Origin of the sequence: Reyranella sp. CPCC 100927, from assembly GCF_007859315.1 — a bacterium.
Taxonomy (GTDB): Bacteria; Pseudomonadota; Alphaproteobacteria; order Reyranellales; family Reyranellaceae; genus Vineibacter.
The window spans coordinates 91,613-105,271 of sequence record NZ_VOHA01000023.1; the positions used below are offsets into that span (position 1 = coordinate 91,613).

The window sequence follows — 13,659 nt, forward strand, 5'->3', positions numbered from 1 at the left end:
GTTCCCTCCGACGTGATTGGACCGCTATAGTCGGTGAATGCTCGAAGTGGTGACCGCGGCCCGGCCGATCGCTGAGGCGCTGCGCACGCTGCGCCGGCGCCTGGCCGGCATGACGGTGCCCGACGTCTCGATCTCATGGCATGGCGGCGGCGGCGTGCGCGGCGATATCGTCTGGCTGCGCGACGAGCGTTTCTGGTGGCGTCTCGATGCGGCGCGTCATCCCGGCCGCTGCAGCCTGATGTTCGGCCACGAGGCGCGCACGCCCTCGCACAGCGAGAGTGCCACCTGCGAGATCAACCTGCGCACCAAGGGCGCCGACCGCAGGCTGGCCGGTGCGCTGGTGCGCGACGAGGCCGGCAAGCTCTACCTGGCGCACAGCGGCAAGATCGGCGGCGGCCGCACCGGCCGGCGCCGCCCGGCGTTCCGCGCCTATCTCGCCGGCGGCAATTGGCAGACGGTGCGCTGGCCCGACGGCCGCGAGGGCGAGCTGCTGCTGATCGCGCCGCTCGACGGGCCGCGGCTGGGCCGCCAGATCGGCCGCTTCGTGCAGGCGGTCCATCGCTACAAGCGCCGCCATATCGATGGCGACACCCCGATGCCGGCGGCGCTGGTGGTGCCCACGGCCGCGGGCGGCGCCGCCAAACGCGGTTTCGCCGAGGAGGCGACGCCGTTCGCCGAACCGCCGTCGCTCGCCGCGCTGTGCGATCGCGGCCTGCTGCTGGATGCGCTGGGCGACGAATTGAACCGCCGCGGCCTGATCGGCGAGGGCGCGCCCAGCGCGCCGCTGTTTGCCACCCGCAAGCTGGCCGCGCGTCTCATCGAGCTGGAGACCGGCACCTCGGCGGCGGCGCTGGAACGCGCCGTCGGCCGCCTGCTGCTGCGCGGCGCCGGTGCCGGCGACGGCACGCGCGCCATCCTGGTCGCCCCCGATGCGGCGGCGCCGATGCTGGCGGCGCTGGCCCGCCATGGTGTCACCCTGGTGCGCTACCGCTGGCAGCGCGCGCGGCCGGTGTTCACGGGCCTCGACGCGGCATTGGGCTAGGGGATCGCGTCATGGCCATGGGGTTGACCACGGGTCTCTGGATCTCGGCCCAGGTGCGGCTGTGCGATCGGCGCAACATCGCCGCCTACGTCGCGCGCCGCGGCGATCCCGACGCCGGCTCGGTGCTGATCAAGGTCGTGCGCTTCGCCGCCGGCACCATCGTCTACGCCCCGGCCAACGCGCTCGACGAGGAGCCGACCTGGACCCGCGCCACCGGCCCGCAGCCGGTGCCGGAACCCGATGCCGACGCCTATATCGCGCGCCAGGTGGCCCGCGATCCCGACCTCTGGGTGCTGGAAATCGAGGACCGCAAGAGCGAGTGGGAGCCCGACGGCCGCGTCCTCTAGCGCAGACTGACCGCACGCTCCGTTTCGGCACAGAAAAATCCCTACCGAATCCGGGCGTTAGGGTGTATCGTTAAACCAACGAAAAGCGCGGTGCCCACCAAGGGCAACCGTACCTGGTGCCGTGATGAACGAGATCCCCTCCTCGGCCGTCACCGCCGCTCACGCCGTCGTCTCGTCCCCGTCCGGGGATGGTCTCGATGTCGCGGCGGCTTCCGCGATGGTCCGTCCCGATGGCGCCGCCGATCCGGTCGCGGCGCTGGCCCTCGATGACATTCCGCTGGACCTGCTGCTGCGCGTGCGCGGCCTGGTCGAGATCGCGCCGCGTGGCGATGCGCCGCTCTACGCCAGCGACGGTGTCGGCGACTGGTCGGGCGCCACGCACGACTCGGCGCGATTGGCCGGGCTCTCGCCGCCTGGCGTCGACATGGTGTTCGACGGCGCCGGTGCGGGCATGCACATGGCCGCCGATCATCCCGCGTTCTTTGCCGCGGCCGACGTCGTGATCCCGACCGCCATGGTCGATCCGGTGGTCGATCTCGGTGCGTTGTCGGGCGCGCCGGACTCGTTTGCGCCCACCGTCCACGATGCGCCGGTCCACGTCGACGTCGCCATCGACGATGCGGCGCCTGTCGGCCTCGAGGCGCCCGACGTGCGTGCGCCCGAACTGTCGTGGCTGGCCGGCCTCGACGGCGATGGCCTGCATGTCGGCGAAGCCTGGGCCTGGAACGACGTCAAGGGCGGCTACGTCTTCGACCACTACGTCTAGCCCCTTCTCCCCGCGCAGGCGGGGAGAAGGGGGACGCCGTGCAACGGCGGCCGGATGAGGGGCTTCGACAACGTCGTGATCAGACGAGGTTTTGCTGGCATCGCACGGCAATCGCGAAGCCCCTCATCCGGCGCTGACGCGCCACCTTCTCCCCGCCTGCGCGGGGAGAAGGGAAGACCCTACGCCCCGCGCAGCGCCGCGATGTTGGCGGCGTAGCGGTCGGGGCCGCCGGTGAAGACGGCGGTGCCGGCCACCAGCATGTCGGCGCCCGCCGTGATCGACTGCTGCGCCGTCTGCGGGTTGATGCCGCCGTCGACTTCGAGATCGATCTGCCGGCCCGATGCGTCGATCATGCGACGCAGGGTGGCGATCTTGGCCAGTTGGCTCGCAATGAAGCTCTGGCCGCCGAAGCCGGGATTGACGCTCATCACCAGGATCAGGTCGATGTCGCCGATCACCGGCTCGACCACGCCGGCCGGCGTCGCCGGGTTCAGCACCAGGCCGGCCTTCTTGCCCAGCGACTTGATCAGCTGGATGGTGCGGTGCGGGTGCGGCCCGGCCTCGGGATGGAACGAGATGATGTCGGCACCCGCCTGGGCGAAGTCGGGCACGTAGACGTCGACCGGCGAAATCATCAGGTGCACGTCGAACGGCAGCGCCGAATGCGGCCGCAGCGCCTTCACCACATTGGGGCCGATCGTGATGTTGGGCACGAAGTGCCCGTCCATCACGTCGACATGCACGACGTCGGCGCCGGCCGCGGTGATGGCCGCGACCTCGCGGCCGAGCGCCGCGAAGTCGGCGGACAGGATCGAGGGTGCGATGCGGACCGGCTGCTGCATGGCCGCTGGGTATCAGGCCGCGGCCGCCATCACAAGGCTACGCCCGCACCTCCTGGCGCTGGAAGATCACGTAGGTGAAGGCGAACACGCCGATCACGGCCGCGATCAGGGTGGTGATCGGCGGCCAGGCCAGCAGCAGGCTTTCGTTGAGCGGCAAGGCACCGCCGCGCACCATCCCCTGGGCCTGCGTCAGCATGCCGATGGTGGGGTTGCGCAGGATGGTGGCTTCGGGCTGCGGCTGCAGCACCACCAGGCTGGCATCGGTGAACAGCGAACTGGGCGACACGCGCGAGAGGCCGAGGAACCAGTTCAGCTGCGAGTCGCTCAGCAGCCCGACCCGCGCCGCCAGCGGATCGGGGGCCGCCACCATCTGCACGATGATCGGCACCAGCAGCGGCCAGATCAGCATCAGGAACAGCCACAGGCCCAGTGCGCACAGCGCCGCCGTCGCGGTCGAGCGGAAGACCACGGAGAAGAACATGGCGATCGCCAGCCACACGCCGGCAAAGGCGATGGCGATCATCAGGAACGCCACGCCGCGCGCCACTTCCTCGCTGCTGGGCGGCACGCCCATGGTGATCAGGCCCAGGCCGACGATCAGCAGCCACAGTGCCGTGAGGCCGGTCGCCAGCGTGCACAGGCCGGCCAGGAACTTGCCCAGCAGCAGCGCGTCGCGATAGATCGGCTGCGCCAGGATCCGGCTCATGGTGCGGCGGTTGAACTCGCTGTTGATCGCATCGAAGCCCAGGCCGATCGCCACCAGCGGCACCAGGATCGACAGTGTGCCCAGCAGCGAGGGCACGGCGCTGTCCTCCTGCTGGTACAGGAACAGGTTCAGGAACAGGAAGTCGTCGCGCTGGACGGTCTTGCGCACGTTCAGGATGACCATCACCACGACGCCGACGCCGGCCAGGACCATCAGCAGTTCCAGCACCCGCATGCGGATGCTGCTGAGGTGATCGGCGTATTCCTTCAGGAAGACGACGCCGAGCCCGGTAAAAGGCGAACCTTCACGCCGCATCCTTGTGCTCCTCGAAATACCGGGTGTAGATCGCCTCGAGGCTGGGTTCGGCCGTGGCCAGCCGCTGCAGCCGGCCGCCGCCCTGCACGATGGCCTGCGCCACGTCGGCCATCACGTCGCGATCGGCGGTCAGCTTCCAGCCGCGGCCGTCGGCCTCGACCTTGCGCACGCCGGCGATGTCCTGCAGCCGGGCCGCGACATCGACGCCGTCGGCTTCGACATGCGCCGCGTGGCTGGCGCCCAGCACCTGTTCGCCCAGCGCCTTCACAGTGCCCTGCATGGCGATCAGCCCGCGGTTGAACAGCGCCACGCGGTCGCAGATGCTCTGCACGCGATCCAGCAGGTGCGACGACAGCAGCACCGCCACGCCGTCGGCCTTCAGGTCGCGGATCATATCCAGCAGTTCCAGCGTCGCGTGCGGGTCGAGGCCCGATGTCGGCTCGTCCAGGATGGCGATCTCGGCGCCCTTGGCGATGATCTCGGCGATGCCCAGCCGCTGGCGCATGCCGCGCGAGAACGTGCGCACCTTGTGCGTGAGCACGTCCGACAGGCGCACGCGCGCCATGGCGTTCTCGATGCGCGTCACCGCCTCGGCGTGGCTGAAGCCGGCCAGGCGCAGCGTGTAGAGCAGGTTCTCGCGCGCCGACAGGTTGTCGTAGAAGCCGACCGCGTCGGGCAGGTAGCCGACGCGCCGCTTCACGGCCAGCGGGTTGCGGATCGGATCCTCGCCCAGCACCCGGACCGTGCCGCCATTGGACTCGGTGAGCCCCAGCACCATCAGGATGGTGGTGGTCTTGCCGGCGCCGTTGGGCCCCAGCAGGCCGAAGATCTCGCCGCGATGGATGTCGAGGTCGATGCCGTCGACGGCGGCCGCCCGCCCGTAATTCTTGCGCAGCCCGCGGATCGCGATGACGGGTTCGGTCATCTCTTCCTCCCCACGCAGTGGGGAGGTGCCCCGATACGACGTTTCGACGCCTCGCGTCGAAACGTCGGTGGGCGGAGGGGACCCTTCGGCCACCTTCCCCGCAGGCGGGGAAGGGAAGCAATATCCCTCATCACGCTCACCGCCGGCCGAAGTAGGCGACGGCGCCGACCAGGACCAGCAGGGCGGCGGCGATGATGCCGACGCCGGTGATGCCCAGCAGCGTCGACGTGCCGACCACGATGCGGAAGTCGGACGACACACTGTCGCCCTTGGTGTTGGCGCGCATCGTGCTCTGGTAGTCGCCGGCCAGCGCCTTGTTGAACGGCGTGATGGTGGCCACCACGTCCTTCTTCTCGCCCGGGCCCAGCTTGTCGACGGTCTTGGGGTTGAACTCGATCTTCCAGTTCTGCGGCACGGTGCCGGCCAGCTCGATCTCCTCGGCCGCCGCCGTGCCGTCGTTGCTCAGCACCAGCGCCAGCTGCGACTCGACGCCCGCCTGGGCCTCGCCCGACAGGCGGCCGTCCTTGCCGGCCAGCCGCAGGGTGGGCGTTCCCTGCACCAGCAGGGTCACCTGGGACGTGGCGTTGGCGCCATCGGCCTCGGCGCGGATGCGCGCCGGATAGGAGCCGGCGGCGATGTCGCGCGGCAGCTTGATGGCGACCTTGATCTCCTTGCTCTGCCCGGCCTCGATCGGGATCGAGCTCAGTTCGTTGGCGCCGTAGGCCTCGGTGAAGGTGGCGGTGAAGCCCTTCTGCATGTCGGCGCCGAAGCGCACGATGGCGTCCTTGCCCGAATCGTTGCTGACCGTGAACGTGTAGTCGAAGGTCGATTTGGGCGTGCCGCGCAGTTCGGGCAGCTTCACCTTCACCGACAGCTTGGCCGCCACCTCGCCGCCGATGGTGAGGCTCATCGGCAGTTCGGTCGTGGTGCTGGCGGTCTTGGCCTGGATCACGATCGGATAGCTGCCCGCCGCCGCCTTGCCCGGCGCCTCGACCCGCAGGTTCAAGGTCACGCTCTCGTTGCTGGCCGGCATCGCCGCGCTGATCGGCTGGCCGCCGCCCATCAGGTCGACCTTCCAGCCCTCGGGCACGCCCTTCACCGACAGCGCCACCACCTCGGGCGGCAGGCCGGCGTTCTGCAGCTTCAGCCGGATGGTCGAGACCTCGCCCGCGCGCGCCGTCGTCGACGGGAAATCGGTGGTCAGCCACAGGCCCTTGGGCGGGTCCGCCGCCAGCGCGGCGGGACTGGCCAGCCCCAGGACGGCGGCGAACAGCAGCGACAACGTGGCTCTACGCATGACGTCTCCCGACGGTTTTTACGGTTCGAACAACAAGGGGCGCGATCCACGGGGCGGGACCGGCGGCGCGAGGCAACGACTTAGGGAAAATGCATGCGAAGGATCAAGCCCGGACATGCGTCTGGCACAAAAGTTATCTCGCGCCTGCGAAGAGACCGTCTGTCTCCGTGGCTCGAGACCATGAGAACGGATCGGGAAGATGGAGCGGGCGACGGGATTTGAACCCGCGACCCTCGGCATGGGAGGCCGATGCTCTACCACTGAGCTACACCCGCGCGCCGCGCGCACTATAGGGAGCGCCCGCGCCACCGTCTACCGCCTGCACACCCTCATCCTGAGGAGCCGGCGTAGCCGGCGTCTCGAAGGATGGGCTGTGGTCTCGCTCGTTCGTTCCGTCCGTTGTCGCACCGCTCGTGCGGTAGCCCACCCTTCGAGACGCTCGCTGCGCTCGCTCCTCAGGGTGAGGTTGGTGCCAAGGGTAGATCGTCCTGCCGCGGCTCGCAGTGCGGCAGCCGGGTGGCGGCCTGCCGCCGCCGCGTCTCGCCTCTGCCGGATCGATCTGCTACAAGCCGCGGTCATTTTCGCGGGGCCATCAGGTTAACGAAAGGAAAACACCCATGGATGTGAAAGGCCATGCTGCCATTGTCACCGGTGGTGCTTCGGGTCTGGGCGGCGCCACGGCCTCCGCATTGGCGGCGGCTGGGGCCAAGGTTGCGATCCTCGACCTGCAAGAGGAACTGGGCCAAAAGAAGGCGGCCGAGCTCGGCGGCATCTATGTGAAGTGCAACGTGGCCGACGGCGCCAGCGCCGAGGCGGCGGTGAAGGCCGCGGTCGACAAGCTGGGCGCCCCGCGCGTCACCGTGAACTGTGCCGGCATCGGCCGCGCCGCGCGCACCATCTCCAAGAACGGACCGCATGCGCTGGAGATGTTCGCCCAGGTCATCAACGTGAACCTGATCGGCACCTTCAACATCATCCGCCTGGCGTCGTGGGAGATGTCCAAGGCCGAGCCGCTGGCCGGCGGTGAGCGCGGCGTCATCATCAACACCGCCTCGGTGGCCGCCTTCGACGGCCAGATCGGCCAGGCCGCCTATTCGGCGTCCAAGGGCGGCGTCGTGGGCATGACCCTGCCGATCGCGCGCGACCTCGCCTCGATCGGCGTGCGCGTCTGCACCATCGCGCCCGGCCTGTTCCTGACGCCGATGATGATGGGCCTGTCGGAAGAGGCGCAGAAGAGCCTGGGCGCCCAGGTGCCGTTCCCGTCGCGTCTGGGCGATCCGGCCGAGTATGCCGCACTCGCCATGCACATCGTGCAGAACGCGATGCTCAACGGCGAGGTGATCCGCCTCGACGGCGCCATCCGCATGGCCCCGAAATAGTCCATCCTACCTTCCCCCGCTGGCGGGGGAAGGTGCCCGAAGGGCGGATGGGGGGCCTTCAGGCACAACGTCTGTTGAGGCGCACCCCCAACCGGCGCTGCGCGCCACCTTCCCCCGCAAAGCGGGGGAAGGTATGAAGCCCCCATACCTGTCACCCCATAGTCACCACCGCCGTCACCGGGCCTTATGTGAAGGCCCTTGATTTTCCGCCGGTTTCGCTCTTTCTAGTGGCCGCCGCGCCGGGTTCCCGGCGGGGCCGCGGGGAGTTCGGGACCCCTTGCCGCCGCGTCACCACAGGCTAAGCGGTCGTACGGCGCTTGCCGGCCGATCACCCCGGTCCAGAACGATGAGCAAGGAGTGACGCGCCGTGGCGCTCAAGGATTACCTCTTCACCTCCGAGTCCGTTTCCGAAGGCCATCCCGACAAGGTCTGCGACCAGATCTCCGACGCCATCCTCGATGCCTTCATCGCCAACGACCTGAAGCTGGGCATCGAGGACAACAGCGCCGTCAACACCCGCCTGGGCTGCGAGACGCTGGCCACCACCAACAAGATCGTCATCGCCGGCGAGTGCCGCGCGCAAGATCCCTACATGCGCAAGTACCGCGGCCAGGCGGTGATGAACCGTGACCTGATCGCCCAGGTGGCGCGCGACGTGGTGCGCGACATCGGCTACGAGCAGGACGGCTTCAGCTACGACGGCGCCGACATCGAGGTGCTGCTGCACGGCCAGTCGCCCGACATCGCCATGGGCGTCGACGCCAAGGTGGGCGGCGACAACCTCGGCGAGCAGGAAGGCGCCGGCGACCAGGGCCTGATGTTCGGCTTCGCCTGCACCGACAGCGAGGTCTACGAGCAGGGCTCGTTCATGCCGGCCCCGATCTATTTCTCGCACAAGATCCTGAAGGTGCTGTCCGAGAAGCGCCGCTCGGGCGAGCTGCCCGACCTGCTGCCCGACGCCAAGAGCCAGGTCTCGGTGCGCTTCGTCGACGGCAAGGCCGCCGGCGCCGCCAAGGTGGTGGTTTCGACCCAGCACCGCGAGCACGACAAGAACGGCAAGACCTACACCTCGGCCATGATCCGGGAGATGATCCAGAAGGCGGTGGCCTCGGCGCTGCCCGACGGCTGGATGCCCACCAAGGCCGCCGACTTCCTGGTCAACCCGACCGGCAACTTCGTGGTCGGCGGTCCCGACGGCGACTGCGGTCTCACCGGCCGCAAGATCATCGTCGACACCTACGGCGGCTACGCCCCGCACGGCGGCGGCGCCTTCTCGGGCAAGGACCCGACCAAGGTCGACCGCTCGGCCGCCTATGCCTGCCGCTACCTCGCCAAGAACGTGGTCGCCGCCGGTCTCGCCGAGCAGTGCGAGATCCAGGTCGCCTACGCCATCGGCGTTGCCGATCCGATGTCGCTCTACGTCAACACGCGCGGCACCGGCAAGGTCGACGAGCGCAAGCTCGAGAAGGTGCTGGCCGAGATCTTCCCGCTGCGGCCGACCGCGATCCGCCGCGGCCTGAAGCTCAACAAGCCGATCTACCGCCGCACCGCCGCCTACGGCCATTTTGGCCGCCAGCCCGACGCCGACGGCGGCTTCTCCTGGGAAAAGATCGACCTCGTCCCCGAACTCAAGCGCGCCTTCGCCGCCAAGTAACCTGGGAGCGCGGGCGTCCCGCCCGCATCAGGAGCAGCAGCCGGGCATGTCCCGGCTGTTTGCGTTAAGGCTTGTCTCCGCTCGCACCGTCATCCCGAGCGCAGCGAGGGATCTCCTGCGGACGGAGACTCCATTCCCACGAGATCCCTCGCTGCGCTCGGGATGACAGCGCGGGGTGGCTGTTTACGTGGGCTATTGTCTATGGGTGGCGCGCCCCAGCGTGTGATCGAACTGCCGCAACCAACCGAGTAAGGACTGTGCGTTCGTAGCGCGCGGATCTTCTCTGTGCCCTCTGTGTCTCCGTGGTGAATCTTGTCTTGCGTTGGCGCCACGACCGAACCGCCCTATGCTCGCGCGCTGTCCCGCACACCGCGTAGTCGCGTCCGGACAATCCAAAAAACAAAACGCCGACGATCATCCACGCGCCCAAGAGGGAGGGACGCATGAGGACAGGGCTGCTGTTCGCCGCCGCGCTGGCGCTCGCCTGTGGCCAGGCATTCGCGCAATCGGCCTTTCCGCCGCCGCCGCCCAAGGTGAGCCCGGCGGCCGGCGTGATCGACATGCACGTGCACGCGCACCCCGACGTGTTCGGCCGCAACATGGACGACATCGATGTCGCCCAGCTTGCCAAGGCGCGCGGCATGCGGGGCATCGTGCTGAAGAACCACATCAGCGAGACCGCCAGCCGCGCCGCGCTGGTGATGAAGGTGGTGCCCGGCATCGAGGTGTTCGGCGGCATCGTGCTGAACAACGCCGTGGGCGGCGTGAACCCGGCCGCGGTCGAGTGGATGCACCGCGTCTATGGCAGCCGCGGCAAGGTGGTATGGCTGCCGACCTTCGAGTCCGACAAGCACGTGAAGACCTTCTCCAGTCCCGACGCCAAGGGCCTGGTGGTGGCGCCGGGCGGCCAGGTGACGCCGCAGACCGAGGAGATCCTGAAGATCGTCGCGCGCGAGAACCTGGTGCTGGCTACCGGCCACATCCACCCCGAGGAGATCCTGGCCGTGGTGAAGCGCGGCCATGAGCTGGGTGTGAAGAACATGATCGTCACCCACGGCTTCACCAACGTGCCGGGCCTGACGATGGAGCAGGCGCAGCAGGTGGTCGAGCTGGGCGCCATGATCGAGGTCTGTTTCCTGCAGTTCCTCGCCGGCCCCGGCGCGCCGCTGCCCTTCCTGCTGCACTGGAAGCAGGTCAACGCGCGCCATGTCGGCGACGCCGTGAAGGCGTTCGGCGCCAAGGGCATCGTGATCTCCTCCGACCTCGGCCAGAGCGCCAACATGACCCATCCCGACGGGCTCGAGGTGGCGATCGCGGCGATGAAGAAGGAAGGCCTCTCCGACGCCGACATCGACACCATGATGCGCAAGAACCCCGCCAAGCTGCTGGGATTGAACTGAAGCAGTTCAGCAGTGGGAAGCTGCGGTGGTTCGACCGGTTGCGAGCGGTGCTGGTGACGGCTGGGACCGCGCCGCTCCAGCGGCGCTCATGATGCGTCGCTGGAGCGACGCGGTCCGGCCCGTCACCAGCGGCATCGCGTCTCGACACCCCAGCCCGACATTGCCTCAAAACCGACACGAGCGATCGCGACAACAGCGCCATCGACCTGGATCGACGCCCCCGAATGACAACGACGCCTCTCAAGACCCTCATCCTCACCGCCAGCGTCTTCGCGCTCGCCGCCTGCGGCTCGCTTGGCGACATGCTGCCGGGCCAGGGCTCGCGCCGCACCGCGCCGCCGCCGCCATCGTCGGGCCCTGGGCCCGGCCTCACCCCGTCCGACCCGCCGGTGACCGAGGCGCGCATCTGCGATCTCGCCAAGCAGGCCGTGCGCGAGGCGATGAACGTGCCGCAGCTGCGCGGCGAGACCTGCTCGGCCACGCACACGCGCCCCGGCGAATGGCAGGCCAAGGTGAATTTCATGTCCGGCAGCGAGCAGCAGACCTACCGGGTCGCCCTGCAGCCGCACCGCCAGCGCCAGGAGTGGGGCGTGCTCGACCTCACGCCCGAAACCCGCAGCAGCTGAGCCTGGGCGCGCGGGCAGCCTGCCCGCATCAAGGCGAAAGCGCGAAGGTCAGTCGCGACTGTCATCCCGAGCGTAGCGAGGGATCTTTTCGGCCGCGAACGGCGTGAAAAACTGCTGAAAGATTCCTCGCTACGCTCGGAATGACAGCGCGCGGCGATAAGATCACAGCCTCTGAGCGCAGCGAAGAACCTCGCAGTGGATCGTTCAAAGAACGCTGGCACGGGTGATCATCAGGTCCAGCAGTGCTGATATGGGCACCGCGGGGTCCTTCGCGTCGCTCAGGACGACAGTGAGCTGCGCCATCTGACGTGACTCGGATCCCCTCGCGACGCTCAAAATGAAGGCGGTGCCCGCGACCAGCGCCGCTACTCGCAGACGAAGCTGTAGGTGTCATCGCCCAGCGGTCCGGTGATGCGGCCGCTCTTGCCGTATTTGCGGCAGTGCTTCAGGGCCGCCTCCTGGGCGCCCATGGCATCCCCGCTCTTCATCACGCCGCCCGTCGGTCCGGCCTGCACGCTGGGCCCGCCGCACGCCGCCAGCGACAGCACCAGGCCGCCGGCGGCCAGTACACCGGCCCATCGCCCCAGGCCGCTCGCCCTCGACATTCCCGCGGCATCGCCGCGACCGGCCCCGGCGCAGCCCCCGTGCAGCGACGTCGTGTGCAGCGATATCAGGGTGTCGTTGGCGCGATCGGGCATCCCGGTCTCCTGTTCGTGGTGGTGATCGGGACATAACGCGCGACGGCGCCGATGGATGCGGTGACAATCCTGGGACCGTGGGTCAGGCTCGGGCCGTGGCGGTGGCGGCCCCGGTCATCGTCCTTCCCCAGGAGCCCGCCATGTCCCCGCCCGTCGAGCGCATTGCCAGCGATGACCGTCTGCCCGCGGCGGCCGACGTGGTGGTGATCGGCGCCGGCATCATCGGCGTCTGCGCCGCCTGGCACTTGGCGCGCAAGGGCCATGCGGTGGCGCTGGTCGAGAAGGGCCATGTCGGCGCCGAGCAGTCCAGCCGCAATTGGGGCTGGTGCCGCCAGCAGCGGCGCGCCCGCACCGAGATCCCGCTGGCGCGCGAGTCGCTGCGGCTGTGGGAGTCGATGCAGGCCGAAAGCGGCACCGATGTCGGCTTCCGCCGCACCGGCATCCTGTTCCTGACCCGCGATCCCGCCGAGCTGGCGGCGTGGGAGAAATGGATCACCATCGCGCGCGAACAGCAGGTCCATTCCGCCATCCTGTCGCCGGCCGAGATCGCGGAGCGCCTGCCCGCCAACCGCGACACCTGGCTCGGCGGCCTGCACACGCCGAGCGACGGGCGCGCCGAGCCGTCGCTCGCGGCGCCCGCCTTCGCGCAGGCCGCCCGCCGGCACGGCATCAGCATCCACCAGGACTGCGCCGCGCGCGGGCTGGAGACCGCGGCCGGCCGGGTCAGCGCCGTGATCACCGAGCGGGGGCCGATCCGCACGTCGGCGGTGCTGCTCGCCGGCGGCGCCTGGTCGTCGCTGTTCTGCCGGCGGCACGGCATCGAGCTGCCGATCGGCCTGGTGAACGCCACCGCCTGCCGCACCACGCCGGCGCCGGAGATCACGCCGGGCGCGCTGGGCGGCGACACCTGGTGCATCCGCCGCCGGCTCGACGGCGGCTACACCGTGGCGCTGCGCGGCCGCGGCACGGTGGAACTCACGCCCGATCTCTTCCGGTATGCCCGCGCCTTCTGGCCGACCTGGCGGCAGACCCGCAAGGGCCTGAAGCTGTCGCTGGGCCGCGCGTTCGTCGACCAGCTCACGCGCGGCGCCGGCTGGCGTCTGGACCAGCCCTCGCCCTTCGAGGCCGAGCGCGTGCGCGATCCCGCGCCCGACATGACGCTGGTCAACACCGCGCTCGCGTCATTGGTCGTGTCCCATCCCGAACTGCAGGGCATCGCCATTGCCGAAGCGTGGGGCGGCACCATCGACTCCACGCCCGACACCATCCCGGTGATCTCGGCGGTGGACGCGCTGCCCGGCTTCTTCCTCGCCACCGGCTTCAGCGGCCACGGCTTCGGCATCGGCCCCGCCGCCGGCCGGCTGGCCGCCGACATCGTGACCGGCGACTCACCCCTGGTCGACCCGGCCAACTATGGCCACGCCCGCCTGATCGACGGCCGGCCGCTCGAGCCGGTGGGCATGCTGTAGAGGCACTTCGCGGTTCAGTGAAGAGGGTGCTGGTGACGGCTGGGACCGCGCCGCTCCAGCGGCGCTCATGGTCTTGAGCGATCGCCGGAAGAGCGTCGCTGGAGCGACGCGGTCCGACCCGTCACCAGCAGCATCGAGTCTCAATAACTGTCGTGAGGGCGAGCTACCTGCCGATGAGGCGCATCCTCTACTT

The 13,659-nt window shown here is 69.4% G+C and carries 13 protein-coding genes and 1 tRNA gene; 8 read left to right on the forward strand and 6 right to left on the reverse strand.

Translation table 11 applies throughout. The annotated features are described in order from the left end of the window. The first annotated feature begins 37 nt into the window (after positions 1-37). From FQU96_RS34980 to FQU96_RS34990, 3 genes are all read left to right on the forward strand, one after another. Entirely contained in the window at positions 38-1,042 is a 1,005-nt protein-coding gene (locus tag FQU96_RS34980; RefSeq protein WP_146546040.1) for a hypothetical protein, read from the forward strand. An 11-nt stretch (positions 1,043-1,053) separates the two neighbouring features. Then, entirely contained in the window at positions 1,054-1,389 is a 336-nt protein-coding gene (locus FQU96_RS34985) for a DUF1491 family protein (protein WP_146546041.1), read from the forward strand. Between the two features lie 124 nt (positions 1,390-1,513). After that, a complete protein-coding gene (locus FQU96_RS34990; RefSeq protein ID WP_146546042.1) occupies positions 1,514-2,155 on the forward strand; it encodes a hypothetical protein in 642 nt (213 codons plus the stop codon). Between the two features lie 179 nt (positions 2,156-2,334). On the opposite strand, the gene rpe is transcribed toward FQU96_RS34990, so the two are convergent. The 5 genes from rpe to FQU96_RS35015 form a co-directional block, all read right to left on the reverse strand. Next, on the reverse strand, positions 2,335-2,997 hold the full coding sequence (gene rpe / locus FQU96_RS34995) for a ribulose-phosphate 3-epimerase (RefSeq protein ID WP_146546043.1): 663 nt from the start codon (positions 2,995-2,997) through the stop codon (positions 2,335-2,337). A 37-nt stretch (positions 2,998-3,034) separates the two neighbouring features. Then, positions 3,035-4,018, reverse strand: a complete 984-nt coding sequence (locus FQU96_RS35000) for an ABC transporter permease (protein WP_146546044.1) — start codon at positions 4,016-4,018, stop codon at positions 3,035-3,037. Then, positions 4,008-4,943, reverse strand: a complete 936-nt coding sequence (locus tag FQU96_RS35005) for an ABC transporter ATP-binding protein (protein ID WP_146546045.1) — start codon at positions 4,941-4,943, stop codon at positions 4,008-4,010. The genes FQU96_RS35000 and FQU96_RS35005 overlap by 11 nt, the downstream gene beginning before the upstream one ends. 136 nt (positions 4,944-5,079) lie before the next feature. After that, on the reverse strand, positions 5,080-6,240 hold the full coding sequence (locus FQU96_RS35010) for an NEW3 domain-containing protein (RefSeq protein WP_146546046.1): 1,161 nt from the start codon (positions 6,238-6,240) through the stop codon (positions 5,080-5,082). A gap of 200 nt (positions 6,241-6,440) precedes the next feature. After that, a tRNA-Gly gene (locus FQU96_RS35015) sits at positions 6,441-6,515 on the reverse strand. A gap of 342 nt (positions 6,516-6,857) precedes the next feature. On the opposite strand from FQU96_RS35015, the gene FQU96_RS35020 reads away from it, so the two are divergent. The 4 genes from FQU96_RS35020 (at position 6,858) to FQU96_RS35035 (ending at position 11,299) form a co-directional block, all read left to right on the forward strand. Next, positions 6,858-7,619: an SDR family NAD(P)-dependent oxidoreductase gene (locus tag FQU96_RS35020; protein WP_146546047.1), complete on the forward strand. Its 762-nt coding sequence runs from the start codon at positions 6,858-6,860 to the stop codon at positions 7,617-7,619. A gap of 367 nt (positions 7,620-7,986) precedes the next feature. Next, complete coding sequence (gene metK, locus FQU96_RS35025) at positions 7,987-9,273, forward strand: methionine adenosyltransferase (RefSeq protein WP_146546048.1); 1,287 nt, start codon at positions 7,987-7,989, stop codon at positions 9,271-9,273. Between the two features lie 443 nt (positions 9,274-9,716). Further along, entirely contained in the window at positions 9,717-10,673 is a 957-nt protein-coding gene (locus tag FQU96_RS35030) for a DUF6282 family protein (RefSeq protein ID WP_146546049.1), read from the forward strand. Positions 10,674-10,897: 224 nt separating this feature from the next. Further along, complete coding sequence (locus FQU96_RS35035) at positions 10,898-11,299, forward strand: hypothetical protein (RefSeq protein WP_146546050.1); 402 nt, start codon at positions 10,898-10,900, stop codon at positions 11,297-11,299. Positions 11,300-11,664: 365 nt separating this feature from the next. On the opposite strand, the gene FQU96_RS35040 is transcribed toward FQU96_RS35035, so the two are convergent. After that, on the reverse strand, positions 11,665-11,997 hold the full coding sequence (locus tag FQU96_RS35040; protein ID WP_146546051.1) for a hypothetical protein: 333 nt from the start codon (positions 11,995-11,997) through the stop codon (positions 11,665-11,667). Between the two features lie 140 nt (positions 11,998-12,137). Between FQU96_RS35040 and FQU96_RS35045 the strand changes: the two genes are divergently transcribed. Beyond that, positions 12,138-13,466, forward strand: a complete 1,329-nt coding sequence (locus FQU96_RS35045) for an FAD-binding oxidoreductase (RefSeq protein ID WP_146546052.1) — start codon at positions 12,138-12,140, stop codon at positions 13,464-13,466. The last annotated feature ends 193 nt before the right edge of the window (positions 13,467-13,659 follow it).